This is a genomic window from Aliiglaciecola sp. SL4 (assembly GCF_041538045.1).
GTDB lineage: Bacteria > Pseudomonadota > Gammaproteobacteria > Enterobacterales > Alteromonadaceae > Aliiglaciecola.
The window spans coordinates 298,450-321,453 of sequence record NZ_JBGOSE010000003.1; the positions used below are offsets into that span (position 1 = coordinate 298,450).

Below are 23,004 nucleotides of genomic sequence, written 5' to 3' on the forward strand. Positions count from 1 at the left end.
TTATAACCTCTTGAATTCTTGAATATTAAGCTTTATTAATTCGTTTTCGACCCTAGCAATTAAATTGCTTCTTCTGCTAGTTCTTACTTTAGAAACATTGCCAAAATTACTGATGTTAATATCAGTAATCATATCACTCACTAACACATCGCCTGCGTGCTTAATTAATTCAAAATCGTCAAGAAGATTTAAATTTTCGCAATTAAAATTTTTCTCTAATTCCTTAAAAGAAAAATAGTAACAATTTGCAATGTTTTCTAGAGGTTTATGAACTAACATTTTTGATTTATGTAACCACTTTTCAGATCCAACAAAAATAATTGTAGGATTTGTTGATATTCTTTTTTTAACTGTTGCCACTAACCAATTTATACGTTTTTGGAAAGGTAAAACTCCTATAATCTCAAACACGCTTTTTCTACAACATACAAAAGTCGCTTTTTTCAATTCAAAAATATTTTTTATATTGTCATTGTAAGTTTTTAGTGAGTTACTTCCTGTTTTTGCAAAATATTTCTCAGAAATTGCTTTAAAGTGCTCTTTGCTTTTTGACTTATTTTCTAAAATAGCTCTCGACATACTATCGAAGTTTTCAAATTGCATTTTTTGAGGTAAATGAATTGCAGGTGCACCTGAATTAAATTGCACCACAGGTAATCCAACAGCTAACGCTTCGAAAATCATTGTAGTGGTATGCCCTATAATAATTAGAGACTGAGTTATATCTAAATTATTGTGAACTGTGCAATTCTCAACACCAGTCCAGTCATACTTTTCAAAAGGCTTACCGGGATGACACCGAAGGTTTAAATCCAATTTATTTTGTTCGCAAAAACTCACGACTAACTTCAATAAAGAATCATTTTCCGAACTAAATAATGGCTGATCAAAAATTAAAGTTACGTATTTATTTTTACAAACATTTTTATCGAAGTTAACTGAAATATTCGGTTTACCGCAGAGTAATACTTTTTTGTTAGGATGGTACTTTCGAATAAGTTTCTGAGTATTCTCCCCCCAAGCTAAGAAGTATTCAGAAACACAACTTTCATAGTTAACTCTATTTATTGTTTCGATTTTATCATACTCAACATAAAGGCCATGCTGTAAAGTTATCGTCAACTTCCCAACGTTTTTAGAGACTAGCGAAAATAAGTATTCAATAGGCTGATGGTCTGAGAAAAAGACTACTGTTTTAAACTTCAATTTTAAAAGCTGTTCAACTAAATACAGATTTAAAACTAATCTTAATAAAATACAGCTATCAATTATATCTCCTGATAAACCCGAATGCTTTTTAATAGTATCGCCATGTTGGAGAAAATAATTTAACGTATCAAAATTAAACGTTCTTTCGATACTATATAACTCTGAAATCATGAGCTTACGTTTAGAATCAAGTGAATTAAAAACACTGTCGAAATACTTTTTATAATCTGATCGTTGTAAACTTCGAAAAAACAAAAAGTCATGATTTTCTTTATTATCAAACACAAAGCTATTTAATTTACAAAAAAACAACTCTCTATAACGTGTTCTTTCAATAATTAGTAACTCTTTTGATGTTTTAGTTTCCAAGATAGCTCTATCAAAAGAAACTAAATAATCTAATGGAGAATTATCAATCATGAGCGTCAATCAACTTTTGGATAGTATTTCTTTCATCTTCAAAATCAAGACTGTGGTAATCCCAATAACCAACAATCTTCTTATATTTTTCGTAATCTTGCTCGGGATATGATACTCCTTTCCACTTTTCTATTAATCGCAACCGATCTTTTTCTTTTTTATCATCATTATTTGTAGCTCTTATTTCTGGTGTAGCATCAAAATAGTGTTCAACAAATGAAGACTTTGAAGCAATGCATTTATACCCTTTGTTTTTTAATTTCATCACTAAGTCTGTATCAGCGAAATAAAAATGGTAATCTTCATCTATATAGCCAACATCTTTAATAGCGCTATTTAAGTACAGCCCATGATTTACATATAAATTACCTATATTGACGGCCACAGCATATTTTTTTCTCACTGGATAATCTCTAAAATAAAAGGCAACGGCACCAACATTTATATTGTTTTCAAGAAGCTCATCAAATAAAAACACTCCATTATTTATCGCTCCTGGAATAATTAAGCTATCATCACTTAGCATACATATGTACTTTCCAGAGGCACATTTAAATGCTAAATTCATAAAGTAAGCCCATGGTTTCCTATCAATTGTTTTACCTAACCATTCACCTCTATTGTGTTGAACCAAAGTTATTATATCTTTTTGCTCTACTAACCATTCGACGGTTCCATCTGTTGAACCTCCATCTACAACAATTATTTCGAAGCTTTGGTTGCTTAATTCAGCTCTAACAGCTTCAATACATACTTCAATTAACTTTCTTCGATTGTAACTTCCTATCACTACCGAAATTTTAGGATATTTCATATAAACCTTCTGATTTTCAACTTTGTAAACTGACCATAAATAATCGCTATACTTTTACGTAATTTTTTTATAATTTAATTTTTTAGCAAGCTTTCTGTAATAACTTGAACTCTTAATTTCTTTGTAAAACTGCTTCGATAACTTTCGTCTCTCTCGCGGTTCAATCTTTACTCCCCGCCGACCACTATCTCCAGTCACTTTAAAAATATCAAATATGTCATTAAACCTTTCGTTATAAGGTAATTCCAATAAGGTACAAATGTTTTCTAAGTGCTGTTCAGGGAGACTAACGAAATCTTCATACTTGGTAATATCTTCCGTCTTATAATGGCTAATGAATATAGAGAGCCTCTTACAATATTCATCAAAAGAATCTGGTGTAAATTGCACCCATTTATTGAGTTTTAGTGAATGATAAGAGTCGACCGGATCTCTCACTGTGACAATGTGTTTTAACTCGAAATGCTCTTTCAAACACTCATTTACTGTTGACTGAGTATTTGCGGCTCCTCCTAAACAATAATCCATATGCGTATGTTCTCGGATTACTAAAATACCACCTCGCTCTCTTATAAATTTTTCTGTATCAATAACGTTTCTAATAAAAAGCTTCACTGCTAATTCATCAGCATCGGGAACATTTGCATATCGTGCTAGTGTAGTTATATCTGTAGGGCAGTACTTCAATTCATTATGCAGATGATTTTTAGAAAGCGGATGAACTTCACTTAGGACGTAAACATTTGGTAATGCAGACAAACACTTAGATATCAATGTACCGCCACTACATGCGAAATGGTGAATTACTCGAAGTAATGGTTTCTTTTTAACTTCTTCTTCGTCACAAATCCGAGCACATCTTGACAACAAACTTTTCGTTTCTTTATCTTGGAAATTAAGATTATTTAATTTTTTACTTTTTTTAATAAAATCAGTGGTAGGGCTAGTTTCAATTAACTGAGAAATAGAATCTAGCTCATTTTTAAATTTTACAAGCTTTTTAAAGTTCATGTTTTTTAGATTCACAATCTATTAATTCTGGATAACTCTTTTTAACGTCATCATAAAACTCAGAAGCAGTAAGCAACTTATCATAAAGCTCATTAATTAGAGTTTTTAGTTGTTTACACTCATCAGTTCGTTCAATTATGCTGGCTCTTAAACCGTCATTATCCATTTCTAACTTTGTAATTAATTTTGTATTCAAAGTAAGCGTATTGAAAGATAATTTTAGATTACCATTGGCAATATTCAATGACTCTTCCAACGCATTAACCTTTTCTTGTAGGTCTTCACATCGCTTTTTAAACTCTTGGTGCCAATTGGCTTGTCCGTCTCTTTGTTTTGTCCTTTCTTCGAGTTCGCCCCTAAGTGAGCTTAATTGAGATTCCAACGAACTTTTTTCGCTTTGAAGTGATTGTTTGACTTCTAAAATGTCGTCCAGCTGTTGCTTATGCTCAGATTCCAATACTGAAAACTTTGTGCTTAACTCCTCGTTCTTACTCTCTAATCGCTGTTTTTCAGTCTGCACAGCCTTCAAATTTTCATTAGACGCTTTCAATGAAACCTCTAAGGACTCCACCTTTTTGTTTAACCCTTCAGCCCATTTTTTACTTTCTTCGAGCCTGTGGGCTTGTTCGTTTCGTTGCTTTGTTCGTTCTTCGAGTTCAGCTTTAAGTGAACTTAATTCAGATTCTATTGCACTTTTTTCACTTTGAAGAGATTGTTTGACCTGCAAGCTGTTATCAAGCTGTTGTTTATGCTCAGTTTCCAATACTGAAAGCTTTGTGTTTAAGTCGTCTACCTTTGTCTCTAATTGCTGTTTTTCAGTCTGCACAGCCTTCAAATTTTCATTAGACGCTTTCAATGAAACCTCTAAGGACTCCACCTTTTTGTTCAACTCTTCAGCCCATTTTTTATTTTCTTCATGCCAATGGGCTTGCTCATTTCGTTGCTTAGTTCGTTTTTCGAGTTCGATTTTAAGTGAAGATAACTCAGACTCTAATGAACTTTTTTCGCTTTCAAAAGATTGTTTGGCTTGTGAACTCTCTTCCAGTTGTTGTTTATGTTCTAACTCTAAAGTTGAAAAGTTTATTTTCAATTGCTCTAAATTACTCGCTACTTGTTGTTTTTCAGCCTGCAATGTTTCGAACTGTTTTGTAGACTCTGCTTTTTGAGTTTCTAAAGAAGTGTTTAAATGTTCGATTCTTTTAGTTTTCGGCTCCACTTGAGCCGTCAATGTTTGAATTTGACTGAATAATTTTTGATGTTGCTGTTCGTTTTCTTCTTTATCTTTTCCGTGCGTTTCAATTAATTGTTGCTTATCCGTTTGAAGCTGTTTTATTGTGGCTTCAGATGCTAACTTGTCACTTTCTAACCTTTTTTCCAAACTTTTTACTAAGTCTGTTTTTTGTTGATTAGACTCTTCCAACTCTGACTTAAGTTTGTTGTTAGTTTCGATTACTTTATTCAATTCAACAGACTGTTTTTCTAAAGATTGAGTAAAATCCCTCTTCGCTTTTTCGGCATCATTATTTTGCGCTAGGAATTGACTTTTATACTCTTCAATTTCCTTCTGATGCTGACTTTTTTGCAACTGCAGTTGTTTTTTTACCAACTCAAGTTCAGACCACATGGGATTGCGATGCATCTCGGCAATGGGAATATCTGGATCGAGGCTATCTGTAGTGGTCAGTTCGAAACCTTGGGACTGCAATAAGGATAATAATTCCGGTGCAGGCAGGGCATTTTCGTATAACGAGATCTCAGGAATAGGTAAATAAAGCGTGCTTATATTCTGCCAAAACTCAATGCTGAACAAAGACTCTAATATTAAGTGATTTATATCAAGTATATCCAAAACCAAGGTAATCGAAGCAGGTTGCGTAATGTACTCTTCTAACACATCAACAATAACTTCAGTATTTACTTCTTCCCGCTCTTCTAACTTTAACCCCGGATAAAGTTCCTTTAAGCCTGTAGCAGATGAAAAAGCAGAAAACTCATCTAAAGAATACCGATTAAAATCAGATTTTTGAGCAGTATTAGAAATGACTCCGTGGACTATTTTAAACTTGTTATCTTTACTAAACTGTTTACGAAGCTTGGCTACCTGTTCTAAGCGAGCTTCAACTAACACCACAGTTTCGAATTTATCGAAGTTAATACTTGGTGTTTCAACTTGCCCTGCCCCTAACCAAATTAAGACTTTATTCATTATATTCGTCCTTGCTCAAACTATGGTTTATTTTGATTGACAAGCATTTTTGGAGAGGCACTTCTTCCTTCACTTATTCCAAACTTTATATAGTGGATTAGAGGGTTAATATTTGCATCAGCAATATCAGGGTAGCGCTGAAGATACCACTTTCCATCAAACTGAGGGCTTGGGAAACGCCCCTCTTTGGCTCCAAATTTTAGATAATGTTCCGCAGGGTTAATTTCCGATGCCGCCACATCAGGATAAGTTTCTAAGTACCAAGCGGCATCAAAATATTCGGAGGTTAATAACAACCCTATATTTTCCTGTAATTTAGCTTTCTTTTTATCCATATTTCCTACGGCTTTTACCAGTTTACGAACAGGATCTGCCGACTTCCAGAAAGTGGATGATTTAATTTGGGTGATTTCAGCTTTTGCTTGATTCAAATTGTGCTTAAGAATGTTATTTTCACTCTTTGCCTTGGCGATTTGAGAGGCTTGTTTATCCAACTCCATTTGCTTTAATTTGATTTGCTGTAAATTTTTAGCCTGAGTTTTATCTTTTTGTTTTATCTCTGCGTTGAGATCAGTAACCTTGTAATTTAACGACACCACCAAATTAGTTGAATTAGCCAGTTGTTTCTCTAAATCAGCGTTTTTCTTGTTGAGCGATTCTAGTTCAATTTTAAAGGCTGTAATTTCTTTGTCTTTAGATTGGTAGTATAAGAAAAACTCTTCTAACTCTTCTTGAACCTGCCCTAATTGCAGTTCTAATAACTCCCCTTCACTTTTCTCCGCCTCTAACTTAGCCAAGGTATCTGTTAATTGGGTTGTTAACTGCAATTCTGTTTGTTCATATTTCTGTTTTTCAGTTTCGAAATCTAAATAAAACTGTTCTAACTCTTCCTGTACGCTCGCTAATTGTAATTCCAACAACTCATGTTCTTGTTTTACACTTTCGGCTTGCTGTTTCATTGAGGTACTCTGGAGCACCAATTTATCTTGTAGTTCAGCAACAATCTTCTGTTCACCTTTTAACGCTTGGTTAGCTAAATCCATGGCGTTTTTTTGTTCTTTGAGTTGATTGTTTAGAGTTTCAATATTTTTCTCTAACTCTTTTCTTGTACTACTATCAGCAGCATTCAGTTTTAACACCTTGTCGCTGTCCAAAACCAAATCAATTGTCTCACATACCGGCAAACTGCTAGCTGTTAAGACGAGATTTAAATGCGCCAATCTTTGTTCCTGACGAACGTGTTGACATGCAAGCAGTAGATTAAAATCGGAGATAAGTTGATAATCAAAGCTGTTAAGAATCGAAACTCCTTGATCTTTCATTTGTTCGGCAAAAGTAGTTTGATTCAGCAATGCTTGATTCAAATTAATCAGTTTAATTTTACGGCGATATTGTTTATGGACGTTCAACAATAAATCACCTTTTTGTTGCCATTCATTAGTGGCGGTTTCTAAATCCTCACCTTGACTAACTGCACTTGCAAGAACAAATTCACTTTGTTGATAAAACAAAAATGCCGAATCAATTTTATTCGTTTGCAAATCTTTCGCCAATAGCTCTAAGTCAACTACGGGTTGGTAACAAAAGACGAGTTTACTTTCTGTATTGTTTTCTAAATCACTATAAGATTCTATAAATTTGATATTCTTATCATCAAATGACTTCGCTAAATTTCGCCAAAGCTCTGTGTTTTCAGTGGTAATGATGATTTTCAAACTATATATCCTATTAATATCATTTGATTTTTTGTTTGCTTGATTTAACAGTTTCAATGGAAACTGGAAAGCTGTTAATTTGATGACTATTGATCAGATGAATAATAACTAATTTGTAAGAATATTACACCCATAACAGCACCTATTGTTTTACGGCCTATATATTTGTTAACTAAACAATTACTGACACAATATTTAAGTAACTAAAGAACATTTAATTAAAATTTGCGTTCTTCAGAAAAGACACTAATTAACGCTCAACTAATGTTTTCCACCAACTATCATTTTTTAAATACCAATCAATCGTTTTAGCTATCCCTGATTTAAAAGTCTCTTCAGGTTTATAGTATAATTCATTATTAGTTTTAGTGGCATCTATCGCATAACGTCTGTCATGGCCTGCCCTGTCGGTAACATAGGTAATAAGATCTTCAGCTTGCCCAGTAATTGCACTCGTTGCGTCTGGGTACTTTTCCTGTAATTCGGTGTTGGTAGCAAACGCCTGATTCATTTTTTCACAAACCAATTCCACAATATCAATATTAGCCCATTCATTATGGCCGCCAATATTATAATTTTCACCTATGCGGCCTTTTTTAAGCACCAGCTCAATTCCACGGGCGTGGTCTTCAACGTAAAGCCAATCACGAATTTGTTGCCCATCACCATACACAGGTAAGGGTTTATTGTGCAAAATATTAGTAATAATGAGGGGGATTAACTTTTCTGGGAAGTGGTAAGGACCATAATTGTTTGAGCAATTACTGGTGGTTACCTCTAAGCCATAGGTATGATGATACGCTCGCACTAAATGATCACTGGCGGCCTTACTTGCGGAATAAGGAGAATTAGGAGCATATGGCGTATCTTCGGTAAAAGCCGGATCGTTTGCGTCCAAAGAACCATAGACTTCATCGGTACTAACATGATGAAAACGATGTTCTAATGGCGCTTCCCCTGCTTCTTTTGGCAGGTCAATCCAAACTTTTTTAGCCGCTTTGAGCAAACTATAGGTGCCAATGATATTAGTTTCTATGAAGGCGTCTGGCCCAGTTATAGAGCGATCTACATGAGATTCTGCGGCAAAATGCACGATAGTATCAATTTGATGTTCTTGTAACAGTGACTCCACTAAACTTGTGTCACAAATATCGCCTTTTACAAATTCAAAAAACTCGTTTGACTCAACTGATGCTAGATTTGCACGATTACCAGCGTAAGTTAGTGCATCTAAAACCACTACTTTATCGTTAGGGTTATTTTGCATCCAATACAGAACGAAGTTCGCACCGATAAATCCGGCACCGCCGGTCACAAGTAACGCTTTATTTTTAGTCATTTTTAATATCTTTTATTCATTTAGTTGAAGCTATTTGTTGCATAACTTCACTCAATTCGACCCGCCAATGTTTGGGTTGAAGTCCGTTAAAAGCCATCGTAAGGGAGGCTTTATCTAATACACTATAGCTCGGTCTCTTTGCCGGAGTGGGATACGCTAAGGTTGGAATTGGTTTAACCGGGATGGATTTATTTAATAGCCCATACTTAATACCTAACTCTTGAATTGCTAGTGCAAAATCGTACCAACTGCAAACACCTGAATCAGTAAAGTGATGCACCCCATTCACATTATGATTAACCGCATACAAACAGGCTTTGGCTAAAGCGCTGGCTGATGTGGGTGAACCAATTTGGTCATCAATGATACCCAGTTCGGGTTTTTCGGCCATCAATCGCAGCATTGTTTTCACAAAATTATTGCCAAATTGTGAGTACACCCAACTGGTTCTAATAATACACCCTTGGCTAGGCGCGAATTGCTGAATAGCCTTTTCCCCTGCCGCTTTACTCGCCCCGTAAACACCGATAGGCGCATGCACATCTTCAACCAGATAAGGTGAACCTTTATCGCCAGAAAACACATAATCGGTAGATACATGCACTAATGGCACAGCGTTTTGATTTGCGAACTTGGCCAAATTCTCTACCGCGGCAGCATTGATTTCAAACGCTTGTTGCTTTTCTGATTCGGCTTTATCTACGGCGGTGTACGCTGATGCATTAATAATACCTGTGACATTATTGTTACTCAGTATTGAATTAACGTTTTCTGCACTGGTTATATCAATATCGTCACGGCCTAAACAAAGCAAACTATCATCTAGTCGTTTTAATTCTTGTGCTAACTGACCACTTTTTCCAATAACCACTATTGTCATTTAGACATCGCCTATGAATTTTTTCATCTTAATCAAAATAGGGTGCTGAATTGAAGTCGAGTCCATTTTCATCTTTTGCTGACAAGCCTGGCTTTTCAGTATTACTAAAAGGCCATTCTAAACCTAGATTAGGATCGTCATAGCGGATGGATACTTCAGATTCTGGATGGTAATAGTCGGTACAGCGATAACAAAACTCGGCGTAATCTGAGGTCACATAAAACCCATGGGCAAAACCTGCAGGCACCCACAATTGCTTTTTATTCTCAGCAGATAACAAAATGCTACACGTTTTGCCAAAAGTCGGTGATGATTTACGCATATCCACCGCCACATCAAACACTTCACCATGGGTAACTCGAACCAACTTTCCTTGGGTATGCTTTAGTTGGTAATGTAACCCTCGAAGAATTCCCTGCTTTGATTTGCTGTGGTTGTCTTGCACAAACTCGACGTCCGCGACATTTTTTTTGAACCAATCTTGGCGAAAGGTTTCCATGAAAAAACCTCGCTCATCACCAAAAACCTTAGGCTCTATCACTTTCACATCGGGAATATTTGTATTTACTACTTTCATTTTAATGTTTAACTTTCTCGGTGAGCAATTTTGACAGGTATTTACCGTAGCCACTTTTCAACAAGGGCTTGGCCAACTTTTTCAGCTGAGCGGCATCAATAAAACCTTTACGATAGGCAATTTCTTCAGGACAACAAATCTTTAAACCTTGGCGTTTTTCGATGGCAGCAATAAAATTTGATGCATCCAACAAACTATCAATAGTGCCGGTATCTAACCATGCCGAACCGCGCCCCATCAGCTCTACTCGCAAGTTACCTTGTTGTAAATAGAGGTTATTGAGGTCAGTAATTTCCAATTCACCTCTTTTAGATGGTTGAACTTGTTTAGCTAGCTCTACCACTTGGTTATCGTAAAAATACAAGCCTGTTACTGCATAATTTGATTTTGGTTTTTTCGGTTTTTCTTCGATGGACAATGCTTTCCAATCATCGTCAAAATCCACTACACCATAACGTTCAGGATCGGTTACGTGATAACCAAATACGGTGGCACCAGAGGGTTGATTATTAGCGTGCCGCAAAGACACTTGAAGATCATGGCCATAATAAAGGTTATCGCCTAATACCAGCGCACAGTGGTCATCTCCAAGAAACTCTTCCCCCAAAAGAAACGCTTGAGCAAGACCATCCGGAGAAGGTTGTGCAGCATAACTAAAGTTAAGCCCCCAAGCCTCACCTGTGCCTAATAGAGACTCAAAGCGAGGTAACTCTTCTGGCGTAGAAATGATTAGGATCTCTTTAATTCCCGCTAACATGAGTGTAGAAATGGGATAGTAAATCATCGGCTTATCATAAACCGGCATAAGCTGTTTACTGATCACTGAAGTTAGCGGGTGGAGTCGCGTTCCAGACCCACCAGCTAAAACAATTCCTTTTCTCACATTCATTACCTTATTAAATTTGAAACTTTAAAATTGCAAGGTTATTGATAAGATGTAACAACCTAATTTTAAATTGAGATTCCGATTATCTTAATTCCGCCACTGTAGCGATTACAATTCGCCCAATACCAAACAGCATTAAGGTTATGGCTAAAAACAAGCTTAGGTTATAAAACACTTCTGGGTACTTGGCATCTTGAGGCGACGTCGGGGACTCTACTGTAACCAAGTATTTAAGTTGACGATAAGCTTCAATTCGCGATTTTTCCAAAGAAACTTGAGATGAAGTATAAGCCTGTAAGGCTAGCTCCATATTAATTTTGTAATCACTAAATTTTGCCATTATTTGCGAAACACTTAAGTTTTGTTCGTCTTCAGGCAAAGAATTGTTATCTGATTTATCACTGGTAAGCCTAGACCTTTCATTTTCAAGCTGTTCCAACATACTTTCCAATTGTGACCTAGCTTGTATAACCTGAGGTGCATTCTCACTCATACTATTTCGTAGGGCGTTCAATTCTGTGCGCTTAGCCGCTACTTGTCCTTCCATCTGGTATGTTATCTGCTGCAACGCCATTCCTTCAGCTTGCGGATCTAACAAGTTATGGCGACGTTGAAAGGCTAACAGTTCTGTTTTGGCTTTTTGCAATCTTTTCTCAACCAACTGGTGTTCCAACATCACAAATTCCAGTTGTTTTTTAGCCAGATTATGACCAATTTCATTTATATACCACTCAGCCCTATCCACAATAGTCTTGCTCATCAAATGAGCAAAATCAGGTTCAAAGGCCTGTACATAAATATTAATAACTTGGGATTTTTCATCCAATTCAACTAGAACCCGATCCAAATAATATTTCAGGGTGGTTTCTCTACTAGCATCACCGTCCAAACGGCTAAACATATCGTAAGCGTTATTACTGTAGTGAGATGAAATATCTAGCGTATTTTCTAAATAAGTTAACATATCATTTGAATAAATAAAGGCTTTAACCAATTCCGTATCTAAGCTAGCAGAACCTACACCAAATCCAGACATTAACGCCATTGCTGGATCTAAAGTGGCCATTCCATCCGGCTCTTTTACTATCAATTTAGCCTGACTTTCGTACCTTGGGCTTGCCCATATCACTTGATAAAAAGCAAATAACACAAAGGGTAAAAATACGCATAAAACCAACGGACGTTTAAACTTTTGTAGTTGAGGATGGGCAAACACAACTGCAATTTGTTCTTTTAGACTTAACGCATTTTGTAACATCGTTTTTCGATTATTAGATTCCGTTGAAGATAAGGTCGCCAGTTCAGGTACCTCTTGCAACGCTTTACCCCGCAATTCCTTTAATTTGTTTTGATTAGTTTCACTAGGATCCAAATTTTTTACTCGCTGCATTAATCGGAATGCTAAAGCAACATCGGTAAGTTCTAACTCTTCAACCTTTTTATTTAAAAAGTCAGCATCAGACCATTGTTCATTAGATAGCAAAGCTTTGAGTTCTTCGAAGCGTTGTTCCAATTCTAATTGAGCTTGTTTAGTCATGTTTATAAAGCCTGATATTGTTCGATCCCTTGCTCGAGATCGTTATAAAACGTTAATTCACCTTTGTGCAGCACAATTGCACTATCACAAAATTGCCTGATCTCATCCATTTCATGACTGACCATTATGACATTTGCCTTTTCACTGCGCTCCAAAAGCGCTTCTTTGGCTTTCCTTCTGAATTTTGCATCCCCTACTGAAGTAACTTCATCAATAAGATACACATCAAAATCGATTGCAATAGAGCAAGCAAAAGCTAAACGTGGTTTCATTCCGCTGGAATAAGATTTAACAGGTAAATTATATTTATTACCTAATTCTGCAAACTTCTGAACCCGCTTTTCATAGGTATCTAAATCTCCTACTCCATTTATTTTTCCTATAAACCGCGTATTCTCTCGTCCTGTCATTTGCGGGTGTATTCCTGTAGTCAAGGCTACCGGCCATGATAAACTTAAGTCAGTTATTATTTGCCCTTTATTGGGATATTCACTGCCCGCAAGCAGTCTAAATAACGTTGATTTACCCGCGCCATTTGAACCCAATATACCGATGTTATGCCCTGCAGGTATCTCAAAAGATAACTCTTTAAAAACGTACTGATTACCTAACTTCGAAGGGTAATACTTAGTAATATTTTCTAAACGAATCACCTGCTTATCGCCTGTTTCCAAGTAACATGATAGATAGCTAATGAAAAGAACGTAAAAAACAGTACGATAGAGGATAAATATGCCAAACTGACCCCTTCGTTACCATATGAGGAATAAACGGAGAAGCGTGTTAATTCAATAGCATGCAGTACAGGATTCCAGTTTAGGAAATGCCAATATTCTTTAGGAAAGTCCTGCAAAGAAAAGAACACGCCGGAAATAAAAAACATAGGTCGAGTTATCATTTCTCTTACACGGCTAACTTCCTTTAAAAATAGTTCGGCTATTCCAAACAACAAGCCTATTGCCATTGCAAAAATCCACAAAAGAAAAAAGCAGGTAAAAAACAAAAGTAGATCGGATATATGTAGATCCATCCCCAAAAAATACATCAAAACAACAATACCAATTGTCACAAAGGCTTTAACTAGGATTTGAAATAATCCACCAGCCAAAACAGCGCTAATTGGTTGTACTTGCTTAAACGCATAAAGAGGCTTATTTTGCTTAATTGCTCTAGCAGTGCTCCCCAACGTTTGCAAAAAACTTTGAATAAACAGTATGCCAATGGCCATAAAGGTAAAGGTGGGTATAGTGTGAGTTTCGCCTCCGGCCAGTCTACCTCGCAAGAAAGACAACACAAAAATGAATACAACTGGATTCACCACCGCCCAACTCAAACCAAACTTATCATTAAACCCCGTGCGAATTTCGCGGGCAAATAGGGCGAATATGACGTCTCGCCATATTTCCCATTTGTTGCGTTTAATAACTGTTGTCATGAATTAGTGCTTTGCTTGCAGTTTAGCTTGCAGCATTGGCAGCTACAGCAATTTGATAGATGATTTGGGTAACATCTTTGATAGATTGCATAATCTTTGCGTCAACCTTAGGCAGCACCAGAATTTGGTCTCCAGCTTGTAAAGTGGCATTTTGCTCATCAGAATACCAATGTTGCCCAGCATCAGATGAAACAAAGCTGGTGATACCGTTAGCGTGAACTATGGCAATACGATCATCGTCAGCTCGTTCGCTAAATCCACCTGCCCATGCGATGTAATCGGATACTGTCGCCTCAGGATTATAAACCACGGCTTGAGGCATAAGCACTTCGCCAGCAATCTGAATCAAGTCAGTTTGGGCTGGAATAACAATTTCATCCCCTTGCTCTAGGCGAATATTGGCGACTTTGCCATTTTCAGACACTATCACTTTGCCTAGCGGCTCGATCCTTCTGGCGCGGGCAATAAATTGTGAGACTAACTGTGCTTCTTGAGCGCGGATCGACGCTTCACCGCTTGATGATGCAGGCGCTGTAAATAAGCTTCGCTCTAGGCGGTCTAAAGATTCGTTGATCAGCATTTTTTGCTGTTCCATGACACTTTCACGCTTGATGTAGATGGAACCATAGTTGGCTTGTTCTGGGTCAATCTCAATGTAGCTTAACAAGTCCAACAAACGTGTATCTTTTTCTACAGCATAATAAGAAGGTCCTTCGTAGCTGCCGGAGATTTGCACGCTGATCACTTGCGGTCTAATGTCATCATTAAATAACACGGTATCACCATCGGCCATGGTGAACTGGGCGAATTCATTAACTGGCAAGTAGACCGAAATAGGGCCTGATTCACGATTGCCGGTTATCGCCACATGACTGGTTTTCGACAATGGTCGAGCATAGTTCATTAATGCAGTGCCAGAGCGTTTTGATTTTTCTAACTCGAATCTAAATGGGTATCTAGCCGCGCCCTCTACGTTCACCATAGCGCCCTGTTCGCCTACAAAAATCACATCTTCATCTTTGAACGAGAATGCAGGTAATTTACCCATTTTTAGGAAGTCGTATAAATCGTAAGTTAGCACCGTTTCACCCTGACGCATTACCGTAATGTTTCGGTAACTGCCGCGATGGGGATCAATACCACCGGCTCGTTTTAGATAAAACAACACTGAATCTGAAGCCAAACCGGCGTACTGACCAGGTCTAAGCACCGGACCTGCCACAAACACACTCACTGGCGTTGCCGTAAGCAGATTGACATAAACACTCACGTTGTTGGTGTATATTGATTTTATACCTTGCGTCACTACGCTGTTGACGCGATTAGCGGGCACATCTTGCACTTTAATCGGACCGATATCTGGAATGAATATATTGCCTTGGTTATCCACGGTAACCACTTCTGAACTGTTCACCGTGCCCCACATTTGAATCGCAATTTTATCGCCGGGGGCAACTAAATAAGAAGAATTTAAACCATCACTACGTTCCGTTTCAAACCCACCTTTGAACAAGTTTGCGCCGTAAGGTGGTGGCAACCCTTCCTCACCCGCAGGCATAGGACCAGAATCCGAAGGTAAATTGATACTCCCTCCTCTACCGGTACTATTGCCACCTGATTGAATATATTGCGACAAGTCAACTCGTTGACTTTGGCTAGCCTGTTGAGCTTGTTGCAGTTGTTCTTGGGTTGGCGCTTGTTGCGCAAATAGGGAACCTACAAACATTGAGCTTGCGATGAAAAGTACTGTTCTAATTAGGAAAGCAGAAACGACACGATAATTTAATAACATTATTGGTTTCCTCCTGTTGTAGCTTCACTGTAGCTGGCTAAAACAGGGCTAACTGCGTACCAATCACCGTCACCGGTTTTACAATACACACGTTGACCATCAAGCATAAACTGCACTTTACGACAGGTTTTACCGCTGGCCGCGAAAAAAGGTTTGCCTAAAACCGCAGGTTTACCGTCGATTTGCACATTTGTAGACATAGAAGACTGCGACAAAATAGCTTGCTGCGTAGATGACACAGGCTTAGCGTCTGAAACAAATTCATGCTCAACAAGTGCTCGACTAGCAATGGGTTGGTCAATCGAAGTACAGCCTTGAAGAAGGATGCTTAGTAAAAAGAAACTACTCAGTTTTTTCATAAATTATTATTAGCTTTTGTCCACAACAGTTCATACTAACGCGTCACCTTGATTTTGCAAAGAATGCGTTTGCAAAGTAACACTAAAAGTAAGGGCAACCTGTTGGTTGCCCTTGATGCTATTCTAGCGAGCTATTTTTCGTTTACCACGAACAAAGCGTAAAATAGTCCAGATATTTTGAATTACGTAACTGTATATAAATAGCGACACTATGAAACCATAGAACATGATATATTCGGCAACTTCATACAGTTCACACAAAATTCCTACCGCGGCATAACAACATCCCATTAGCAAGATTGCGGCTAACGAGCGACGCGAAGAGAAGCCGGCTCGCATAAAGATATTATGTAGATGTTGGCGGTCAGGCTTCAATACTGACTGACCTTTTTTCGCCCGTCGGTACATAATTGCAGCCATGTCCATTAATGGTAACCCGATAATCCACACTGCTGTCATTGGACGCATAGCCGCCTCTGCACCTTGGGTAAAATCGACCATCAACCAAACAATGGTTAGTCCAACGAACATGCTGCCGCTGTCACCCATAAATATTTTATTACCTTTGAACCCTTTCCAGCTCAAGTTAAATGCCATGAAAGGTACGATGGCTGCAATAACCATCATAGGTGCCATAATGGCGTTGCCATTATTGGAAATTAATAACAAAAAGACCACGGCAAGCAGCACTATCAAGCTCATACCGCCGGCGAGCCCATCGATACCATCAATCATATTGAACGCATTGATAACACCAACCACACAAATTAATGTGAAGAAATAGCCAAATAAACCAAAAGAGGTGTCACCGAAGCCAAAAATATCGCCTAGCGAGGTGATATAATTCTGCGCAGCCCACGCCATTATTGCGGCCACACCGAACTGACACATAAGTCGCCCTTTAGCGCTTAAGTCGAACTTGTCGTCCAGCATACCTAGCAAAATAATGAAAAAAGATGCGGTAAAAAATAGAGAACCGTTTTTAAACCAGACATCGGTTAAGATACTAGTAATTAAAACTGCACCAAAAATGGCCACACCACCGGTGAGCGGAACCATACCATTGTGCTGTTTTCTTGCAGTAGGATGATCAACCAAACCAAGTTGATGAGCAAAGGGAGTCATTACAATCAACAATATTACCGCTACAAAAAACGCAGTAAAAAGTGGTACAAACTCCAAATAGGCAAACATATATTACACGATTCCTTGTTAATTCGTTAAAGCTGCAGAAGCAATAATCGAGCCTGTATGCAGCATAGCGTTCCAGCAGAACTTGTATTTTCAATGAGAATCAAGTTATACCCTCTTGATATTTATAAGAAAATCGTATTTTCCTTCGTATTCCTAATAAATAGGTAACGCCGCTACTTCGAAAATTCGCGGGGATGATACCAAATATCAGTTGCTGAAAACCAGTAAAATCGTGTTACTAAATGCAATCGACGTATTATCCGTTGGTATAATATACAGGAAAAACATTTACCCATCAAAAAACTGTATGTTTTTCGCAACACAGAATAAAAAACGCTTAGAATCGCTTGTTTTTTAAGCGCATTTTTATTCTCTAACTGTTGTTAAAAAAATCAGCTAATACCATTTTGGAATGCATGCACCAAATTTGATGCACCGAGTCTGTGCACGAATATATTAAATTTAGAGCATCCTCGTTATTAAAATGCACATTAATCGTACAGCATAGCTCGGTGGGAAATTAGATTTTTAATAACCTGCTTAGCCTGTAAATGAAAATCTCCTTTAAATTCGTTTAAATAAAGCACAATAAAAACCGACAATCTTGTTTTCAGACAAGAGCTCTAGTATAAACAATGGGTTTACAAGTTTTCATCTCGGTGATTTGATGCAAGCAATGGATCAATCTATGAGAAAAACAACAATAATTAAAATAAAGCAGTTCACATGCAAAGTTAGCGTTAACGCATCTGATGAACTCACCTAAAGGCAGCGACACAATGAATTCAAAAACACCCGATTTTTTCGGTCACCCAGGTGGCCTACAAACACTATTTTATACTGAAATGTGGGAACGAATGAGCTACTACGGCATGCGTGCTTTGTTAGTTTTGTTCATGACCGCCAGTATTCAAGAAGAAGGAATGGCAATTACGGTGGCATCCGCTACTGCAATATATGGATTGTACACAGGTGCAGTGTATTTCATGGGTTTACCCGGCGGTTGGATAGCCGACCGACTAATAGGCAGCCAAAAAGCAGTTTGGTACGGTGGTATCGTGATCATGTGTGGTCACATTGTGCTTGCCATTCCAGCCAGCTGGAGTTTCTTTATTGGTTTAATCCTAGTGGTGATAGGAACTGGACTGTTAAAACCCAATGTAGGTATTTTGGTTGGTCAGCTTTATGCCCCTGAAGATCAAAGACGTGATGCGGGATATACCATTTATTACATGGGCATCAATCTAGGTTCGTTAATTGGTTATTTTGTTTGTGGTTGGTTGCAGGTCAATGCAGGCTACCATTACGCTTTCGGTGCTGCTGCCGTAGGTATGGCAATTGGTCTACTGCAATATCGTGCCACCATAGGCCGATTAGGTGGCGTAGGCGCTGAACCTCTGCTTAAAATGACACCATCTGGGGAAAAGAAAAGCTGGACAGTAATCGCTGTGTTTTTAGTGGGTATTGCAGTGCTAACGTTTGCGATGATGACGGGAATGCTGAGTATTGACCCGGTCACCCTTGCTCAATATGTAGCAGTAGCCATTACGGTTGTCTTCTTAGCTTATTACGCTGGCATCTATGCGTTTGGTAACTTGTCATCAGACGAAAAACGAACCTTAGGTGCGCTCTTTGTGGTGTGTTTAGCCTCAATATTCTTCTGGTCCGGCTTTGAACAAGCAGGCTCTTCATTAAACTTATTCGGTCGTGACTACACAGAACGCATGATAGGTTCATTTGAGATCCCACCAGCTTGGTTCCAATCCGCTAATTCATTTTTCATCATTACTTTATCCCCGTTCTTTGCCGCCCTATGGGTAAATCTGGGTAAGCGCATGATAACGCCTTCATACGGAATCAAGTGCGCCATTGGTTTGGTGATAATGGCCACTGGCTTTATCGTAATGTTCTTTGCTGCACAAATTGCCGCAAGTGGCTTAAAAGCGGCGCCTTATTTCTTGGTTGCTACTTACTTTTTGCATACAGTGGGCGAGCTTTGTTTAAGCCCAGTCGCGCTGGCCGCTGTGAGTAAATTGTCGCCTAAACGTTTTGCCGGTCAGATGATGGGCGTGTTTGTACTTACTTACTCAATCGGTAATGTGACAGCGGGCTTATTAGCCGGTGGACTAGACCCAGATAATTTGAGTGATATGCCAAATCTGTTTTGGGGTATTGGACAAATTACCGTTGCCGCAGCGCTTGTTGTTGGGCTATTGACCCTGAAAACACGTAAGTGGGAAAAGTTAGCTGAAAAGAAAACCTTTAATCATGACGAAGAAAAGCCAACGATTTTGTAGTGTTAGAAACACCATAAATTTTTAGCTAAAACATTTATTTAAAAGACTGAATCACGCCCCGAAACAAAAAACATTATTTCGGGGCGTTTTTGATCCAAATAGTTTGTATAATGTCGCCATTATAATTCGAAGATCTCAAGGTAGTGCTTTTGAAATTCTATTTTTCGACACGTCAAATTCCTCAACTACAAAACTTAAGCCTTAAAGAGCGCTTTGTAGAAATTCGTGCAGCTGAAAGCAAGCTGACTGCGCCTGAGAAGTTATTTCTTAACGTTATAAAACTGCTTATTATGGTGCCTTTTTTTGTTTTTGTACTGCGCACTTTTCAAGATTGGTCTTCGTTACTTTGGGCCGCACTGATAATCATCGCTTACCCTCTAATTTTGAAGCCCTTTCAATACAGCTTATCGGCGAAATATTTGAAACAACCTGATGATTCACAAATAAAGGAATAACATGTCTACTATACTCGTTACTGGCGGTGCTGGTTATATCGGCAGCCACACAGTGTTGCAATTATTGGAAAATGGCGATCAAGTCGTAGTGCTAGATAACCTATGTAACTCTTCTCCAGAATCCTTAAAAAGAGTATCTGAATTAACCGGGAAAGAAATTGCGTTTGTAGAAGGTGATATTCAAGATTCAAACATTCTTGATAAGGTATTCACTGAAAATAAGATTGACTCTGTTATCCATTTCGCAGGTTTAAAAGCTGTTGGCGAGTCGGTTGAAAAACCATTACTTTATTATCGAAATAATGTGTTTGGCACACTGAATTTGTGTGAAGCCATGGCCAAACATAATGTCAAAAATATTGTGTTTAGTTCATCTGCCACCGTATACGGCGACCCAACTACCCTGCCGCTGCATGAAAACTTGCCAACCGGTCAACCGACAAATCCTTATGGCCAATCTAAACTGATGGTTGAATTAGTATTGCAAGATTTGTTTAAGTCAGACAACAGTTGGAATATTGCAATCTTGCGCTACTTCAACCCAGCAGGCGCTCATCCATCAGGCCGAATAGGCGAAGATCCTAATGGTATTCCGAATAACTTAATGCCGTTCATCACACAAGTTGCCACTAAAAAACGCGAAGCATTATCGGTTTTTGGTGACGATTATGACACCCCAGATGGCACAGGTGTGCGCGATTATATTCACGTTGAAGATTTGGCCAATGGCCATTTGAAGGCGCTGGATAAACTCACTCAAAACGCAGGATTAGTGACCTATAATTTGGGAACTGGCCAAGGTTATAGCGTGTTGGATATGGTTAAAGAATTCGAGAAACAAAGCGGACAGTCCATTCCGTACAATATTGTGCCCAGACGCAGTGGCGATGTAGCAGCTTGTTATGCCGATCCAAAGCTGGCCAAAGAAGAACTAAACTGGACCGCAAAAAAAGGCCTTGCGGAAATGTGTCGCGACTCATGGAATTGGCAATCCAATAATCCCAACGGATTTAAATAAGAATACCAACAATCCATGTAGCATGGCCTTCAGGCCATGGAACCTTCCACATTCCCGCGGGGCTAAAGCAACCACCTACAAAAAAATCCGTAGCATGGCCTTTAGGCCATGGGGCCCATCAAACCAATATTCTCGAGGCTGAATAACCCCCTGTAGGACGGGATTCATCCCGTGGGAATGTTCGTATTGCGTTTCGGGGCTAAAGCCACCGACTACAGGTGATACCCCTGTAGGACGGGATTTATCCCGTGGGAATGTTCGTATTGCGTTTCGGGGCTGAAGCCACCGACTACAGGTTCACCCTGTAGCATGGCCGTTAGGCCATGGGGTTAAAATGCTATCTCGGGGCTGAAAACGCCCCTGTAGGACGGGATTTATCCCGTGAAAATGTTCGTAATGCGTTTCGGGGCTAAAGCCACCGACTACAAATTCGCATGTAGCATGGCCTTTAGGCCATGGGATTAAAATGCTATCTCGGGGCTGAAAACGCCCCTGTAGGACGGGATTTATCCCGTGGGAATGTTCGTATTGCGTTTCGGGGCTAAAGCCGCCGACTACAAATTCACCTGTGGCATGGCCTTTAGGCCATGGGATTAAAATGCTATCTCGGGGCCGAAAACGCCCCTGTAGGACGGGATTCACCCCGTGGGAATGTTCGTAATCCGTTTCGGGGCTAAAGCCACCGACTACAGATTCGCCTGTGGCATGGCCTTTAGACCGTGGGATTAATACGCTATCTCGAGGCTGAAAACGCCCCTGTAGGACGGGATTTATCCCGTGGGAATGTTCGTATGCCGTTTCGGGGCTAAAGCCTCCGACTACAGATTCGCATGTAGCATGGCCTTTAGGCCATGGGATTAAAATGCTATCTCGGGGCCGAAAACGCCCCTGTAGGGCGGGATTCATCCCGTGGGAATGTTCGTATTGCGTTTCGGGGCTAAAGCCACCGACTACAGGTGATACCCCTGTAGGACGGGATTTATCCCGTGGAAATATTCGTATTGCGTTTCGGGGCTGAAGCCACCGACTACAGGTTCACCTTTAGGCCATGGGGTTCACCATAACAACATTTCCTGCCCCTAAAACCAAAAACGTCAGCTTAAGCTGACGTTTTTCATATGGACTCGCAGTGATGTTTTAAACAGTCACGTTTGCCGCTTGAGGACCTTTTTGGCCTTGCTCAATATCGAACGTCACTTGCTGACCTTCGTCTAGCGTTTTGTAGCCATCGCTAGCGATAGCACGGAAATGTACAAACACATCAGCTCCGCCATTATCGGGAGTAATAAAGCCGAAGCCTTTCTCTGCGTTGAACCACTTAACAATTCCAGTTGATTTAGACATAGTCTTTTCCTAATTTTTGTCAATAAATAGCGCATGCACGCCGGTTTAGCTGTGTAGAACGATGGAAATAATGCATGTTACTAACAGAAATTATTCAATAACTAACTGGTAAAACAGATGTAAAGATATTCTTAAGTAAAATGTAATTCACGTTTATGTTACACGCTGATTATTAGGTTAACAGATAATAATTAGGTGTATATAAAATTCATGTTTTTTACGACTAAAAGCTTATAAAATCAGCTCGTTAACCTAATCGTTTTGCACAGCTTAATGGGCGATGCTACTCAGTATTTATGACCCTAAAATGACAGATAAACTAAATATTTTGCCTAATCTTATAAGTTTGCTCTTACCCATAAAGGCGAGTAAAACGAGCTCTAAACCTACCAATTCATTTATTTACAAACAACATACGTATGTAATTCGCGCCTAAGCAAATGAACTTATAGACTAGGTGCTTGACCAAATAGACATTGGCAAATCGAATCAATTATTTAAAAAACCAACGCCCGT

Annotated in this window: 20 protein-coding genes; 3 read left to right on the forward strand and 17 right to left on the reverse strand. The window is 38.8% G+C overall.

All coding sequences use genetic code 11. The annotated features are described in order from the left end of the window. The 15 genes from AB6T38_RS06720 to wecA all read right to left on the reverse strand — a co-directional run bounded on the left by AB6T38_RS06720 (window position 1) and on the right by wecA (window position 17,374). Window positions 1–1,629, reverse strand: a complete 1,629-nt coding sequence (locus tag AB6T38_RS06720; protein WP_372546563.1) for a hypothetical protein — start codon at window positions 1,627–1,629, stop codon at window positions 1–3. After that, complete coding sequence (locus AB6T38_RS06725; RefSeq protein ID WP_372546564.1) at window positions 1,622–2,443, reverse strand: glycosyltransferase family 2 protein; 822 nt, start codon at window positions 2,441–2,443, stop codon at window positions 1,622–1,624. Before AB6T38_RS06725 ends, AB6T38_RS06720 begins: the two co-directional genes overlap by 8 nt. A gap of 54 nt (window positions 2,444–2,497) precedes the next feature. After that, window positions 2,498–3,454: a hypothetical protein gene (locus tag AB6T38_RS06730; RefSeq protein ID WP_372546565.1), complete on the reverse strand. Its 957-nt coding sequence runs from the start codon at window positions 3,452–3,454 to the stop codon at window positions 2,498–2,500. Beyond that, the gene (locus tag AB6T38_RS06735; RefSeq protein WP_372546566.1) at window positions 3,444–5,660 is read right to left on the reverse strand and encodes a hypothetical protein; all 2,217 of its coding nucleotides are present in this window, start codon (window positions 5,658–5,660) and stop codon (window positions 3,444–3,446) included. Before AB6T38_RS06735 ends, AB6T38_RS06730 begins: the two co-directional genes overlap by 11 nt. Window positions 5,661–5,680: 20 nt before the next feature. Beyond that, the gene (locus tag AB6T38_RS06740) at window positions 5,681–7,375 is read right to left on the reverse strand and encodes a hypothetical protein (protein WP_372546567.1); all 1,695 of its coding nucleotides are present in this window, start codon (window positions 7,373–7,375) and stop codon (window positions 5,681–5,683) included. 250 nt (window positions 7,376–7,625) lie between these two features. Continuing rightward, on the reverse strand, window positions 7,626–8,714 hold the full coding sequence (gene rfbB / locus AB6T38_RS06745; protein ID WP_372546568.1) for a dTDP-glucose 4,6-dehydratase: 1,089 nt from the start codon (window positions 8,712–8,714) through the stop codon (window positions 7,626–7,628). Window positions 8,715–8,730: 16 nt separating this feature from the next. Further along, window positions 8,731–9,594 carry a dTDP-4-dehydrorhamnose reductase gene (gene rfbD, locus AB6T38_RS06750; RefSeq protein WP_372546569.1) on the reverse strand — a complete coding sequence of 288 codons (864 nt, stop codon included), beginning with the start codon at window positions 9,592–9,594 and terminating at the stop codon, window positions 8,731–8,733. Between the two features lie 28 nt (window positions 9,595–9,622). Beyond that, window positions 9,623–10,171: a dTDP-4-dehydrorhamnose 3,5-epimerase gene (gene rfbC, locus AB6T38_RS06755; RefSeq protein WP_372546570.1), complete on the reverse strand. Its 549-nt coding sequence runs from the start codon at window positions 10,169–10,171 to the stop codon at window positions 9,623–9,625. Window position 10,172: 1 nt separating this feature from the next. Then, on the reverse strand, window positions 10,173–11,060 hold the full coding sequence (gene rfbA, locus AB6T38_RS06760) for a glucose-1-phosphate thymidylyltransferase RfbA (RefSeq protein WP_372546571.1): 888 nt from the start codon (window positions 11,058–11,060) through the stop codon (window positions 10,173–10,175). 79 nt (window positions 11,061–11,139) lie between these two features. After that, complete coding sequence (locus AB6T38_RS06765; protein ID WP_372546572.1) at window positions 11,140–12,594, reverse strand: lipopolysaccharide biosynthesis protein; 1,455 nt, start codon at window positions 12,592–12,594, stop codon at window positions 11,140–11,142. 2 nt (window positions 12,595–12,596) lie between these two features. Continuing rightward, window positions 12,597–13,247, reverse strand: a complete 651-nt coding sequence (locus AB6T38_RS06770; RefSeq protein WP_372546573.1) for an ABC transporter ATP-binding protein — start codon at window positions 13,245–13,247, stop codon at window positions 12,597–12,599. Further along, a complete protein-coding gene (locus AB6T38_RS06775) occupies window positions 13,244–14,029 on the reverse strand; it encodes an ABC transporter permease (protein WP_372546574.1) in 786 nt (261 codons plus the stop codon). The genes AB6T38_RS06770 and AB6T38_RS06775 overlap by 4 nt, the downstream gene beginning before the upstream one ends. A gap of 22 nt (window positions 14,030–14,051) precedes the next feature. Beyond that, window positions 14,052–15,821 (reverse strand): polysaccharide biosynthesis/export family protein, encoded by a 1,770-nt coding sequence (locus AB6T38_RS06780; protein WP_372546575.1) that lies wholly within the window; start codon window positions 15,819–15,821, stop codon window positions 14,052–14,054. Then, on the reverse strand, window positions 15,821–16,180 hold the full coding sequence (locus AB6T38_RS06785) for a hypothetical protein (protein ID WP_372546576.1): 360 nt from the start codon (window positions 16,178–16,180) through the stop codon (window positions 15,821–15,823). Before AB6T38_RS06785 ends, AB6T38_RS06780 begins: the two co-directional genes overlap by 1 nt. 123 nt (window positions 16,181–16,303) lie before the next feature. Beyond that, entirely contained in the window at window positions 16,304–17,374 is a 1,071-nt protein-coding gene (gene wecA, locus AB6T38_RS06790; protein ID WP_216048035.1) for a UDP-N-acetylglucosamine--undecaprenyl-phosphate N-acetylglucosaminephosphotransferase, read from the reverse strand. A gap of 779 nt (window positions 17,375–18,153) precedes the next feature. Between wecA and AB6T38_RS06795 the strand changes: the two genes are divergently transcribed. The 3 genes from AB6T38_RS06795 (at window position 18,154) to galE (ending at window position 21,144) form a co-directional block, all read left to right on the forward strand. Continuing rightward, window positions 18,154–19,671: a peptide MFS transporter gene (locus tag AB6T38_RS06795; RefSeq protein WP_216048034.1), complete on the forward strand. Its 1,518-nt coding sequence runs from the start codon at window positions 18,154–18,156 to the stop codon at window positions 19,669–19,671. A gap of 143 nt (window positions 19,672–19,814) precedes the next feature. Further along, on the forward strand, window positions 19,815–20,126 hold the full coding sequence (locus tag AB6T38_RS06800; RefSeq protein ID WP_372546577.1) for a DUF6170 family protein: 312 nt from the start codon (window positions 19,815–19,817) through the stop codon (window positions 20,124–20,126). A gap of 1 nt (window position 20,127) precedes the next feature. Beyond that, window positions 20,128–21,144, forward strand: a complete 1,017-nt coding sequence (gene galE, locus AB6T38_RS06805; RefSeq protein ID WP_372546578.1) for a UDP-glucose 4-epimerase GalE — start codon at window positions 20,128–20,130, stop codon at window positions 21,142–21,144. Between the two features lie 297 nt (window positions 21,145–21,441). Here the strand turns inward: galE and AB6T38_RS06810 are convergent, their stop codons facing one another. Continuing rightward, entirely contained in the window at window positions 21,442–22,050 is a 609-nt protein-coding gene (locus tag AB6T38_RS06810) for a hypothetical protein (protein WP_372546579.1), read from the reverse strand. A gap of 231 nt (window positions 22,051–22,281) precedes the next feature. Continuing rightward, window positions 22,282–22,488 carry a cold-shock protein gene (locus AB6T38_RS06815; protein WP_216048031.1) on the reverse strand — a complete coding sequence of 69 codons (207 nt, stop codon included), beginning with the start codon at window positions 22,486–22,488 and terminating at the stop codon, window positions 22,282–22,284. Window positions 22,489–23,004: the final 516 nt, after the last annotated feature.

Bases quoted from the DNA above. Each gene is read 5' to 3' on its own strand.
- AB6T38_RS06735 (WP_372546566.1), bottom strand. From the start codon at position 5,660: ATGAATAAAGTCTTAATTTGGTTAGGGGCAGGGCAAGTTGAAACACCA.
- AB6T38_RS06720 (WP_372546563.1), bottom strand. From the start codon at position 1,629: ATGATTGATAATTCTCCATTAGATTATTTAGTTTCTTTTGATAGAGCT.
- AB6T38_RS06725 (WP_372546564.1), bottom strand. From the start codon at position 2,443: ATGAAATATCCTAAAATTTCGGTAGTGATAGGAAGTTACAATCGAAGA.
- AB6T38_RS06775 (WP_372546574.1), bottom strand. From the start codon at position 14,029: ATGACAACAGTTATTAAACGCAACAAATGGGAAATATGGCGAGACGTC.
- AB6T38_RS06730 (WP_372546565.1), bottom strand. From the start codon at position 3,454: ATGAACTTTAAAAAGCTTGTAAAATTTAAAAATGAGCTAGATTCTATT.
- wecA (WP_216048035.1), bottom strand. From the start codon at position 17,374: ATGTTTGCCTATTTGGAGTTTGTACCACTTTTTACTGCGTTTTTTGTA.
- rfbC (WP_372546570.1), bottom strand. From the start codon at position 10,171: ATGAAAGTAGTAAATACAAATATTCCCGATGTGAAAGTGATAGAGCCT.
- AB6T38_RS06815 (WP_216048031.1), bottom strand. From the start codon at position 22,488: ATGTCTAAATCAACTGGAATTGTTAAGTGGTTCAACGCAGAGAAAGGC.
- rfbB (WP_372546568.1), bottom strand. From the start codon at position 8,714: ATGACTAAAAATAAAGCGTTACTTGTGACCGGCGGTGCCGGATTTATC.
- galE (WP_372546578.1), top strand. From the start codon at position 20,128: ATGTCTACTATACTCGTTACTGGCGGTGCTGGTTATATCGGCAGCCAC.
- AB6T38_RS06810 (WP_372546579.1), bottom strand. From the start codon at position 22,050: ATGAATCCCGCCCTACAGGGGCGTTTTCGGCCCCGAGATAGCATTTTA.
- AB6T38_RS06795 (WP_216048034.1), top strand. From the start codon at position 18,154: ATGAATTCAAAAACACCCGATTTTTTCGGTCACCCAGGTGGCCTACAA.
- AB6T38_RS06765 (WP_372546572.1), bottom strand. From the start codon at position 12,594: ATGACTAAACAAGCTCAATTAGAATTGGAACAACGCTTCGAAGAACTC.
- rfbD (WP_372546569.1), bottom strand. From the start codon at position 9,594: ATGACAATAGTGGTTATTGGAAAAAGTGGTCAGTTAGCACAAGAATTA.
- AB6T38_RS06785 (WP_372546576.1), bottom strand. From the start codon at position 16,180: ATGAAAAAACTGAGTAGTTTCTTTTTACTAAGCATCCTTCTTCAAGGC.
- rfbA (WP_372546571.1), bottom strand. From the start codon at position 11,060: ATGAATGTGAGAAAAGGAATTGTTTTAGCTGGTGGGTCTGGAACGCGA.
- AB6T38_RS06780 (WP_372546575.1), bottom strand. From the start codon at position 15,821: ATGTTATTAAATTATCGTGTCGTTTCTGCTTTCCTAATTAGAACAGTA.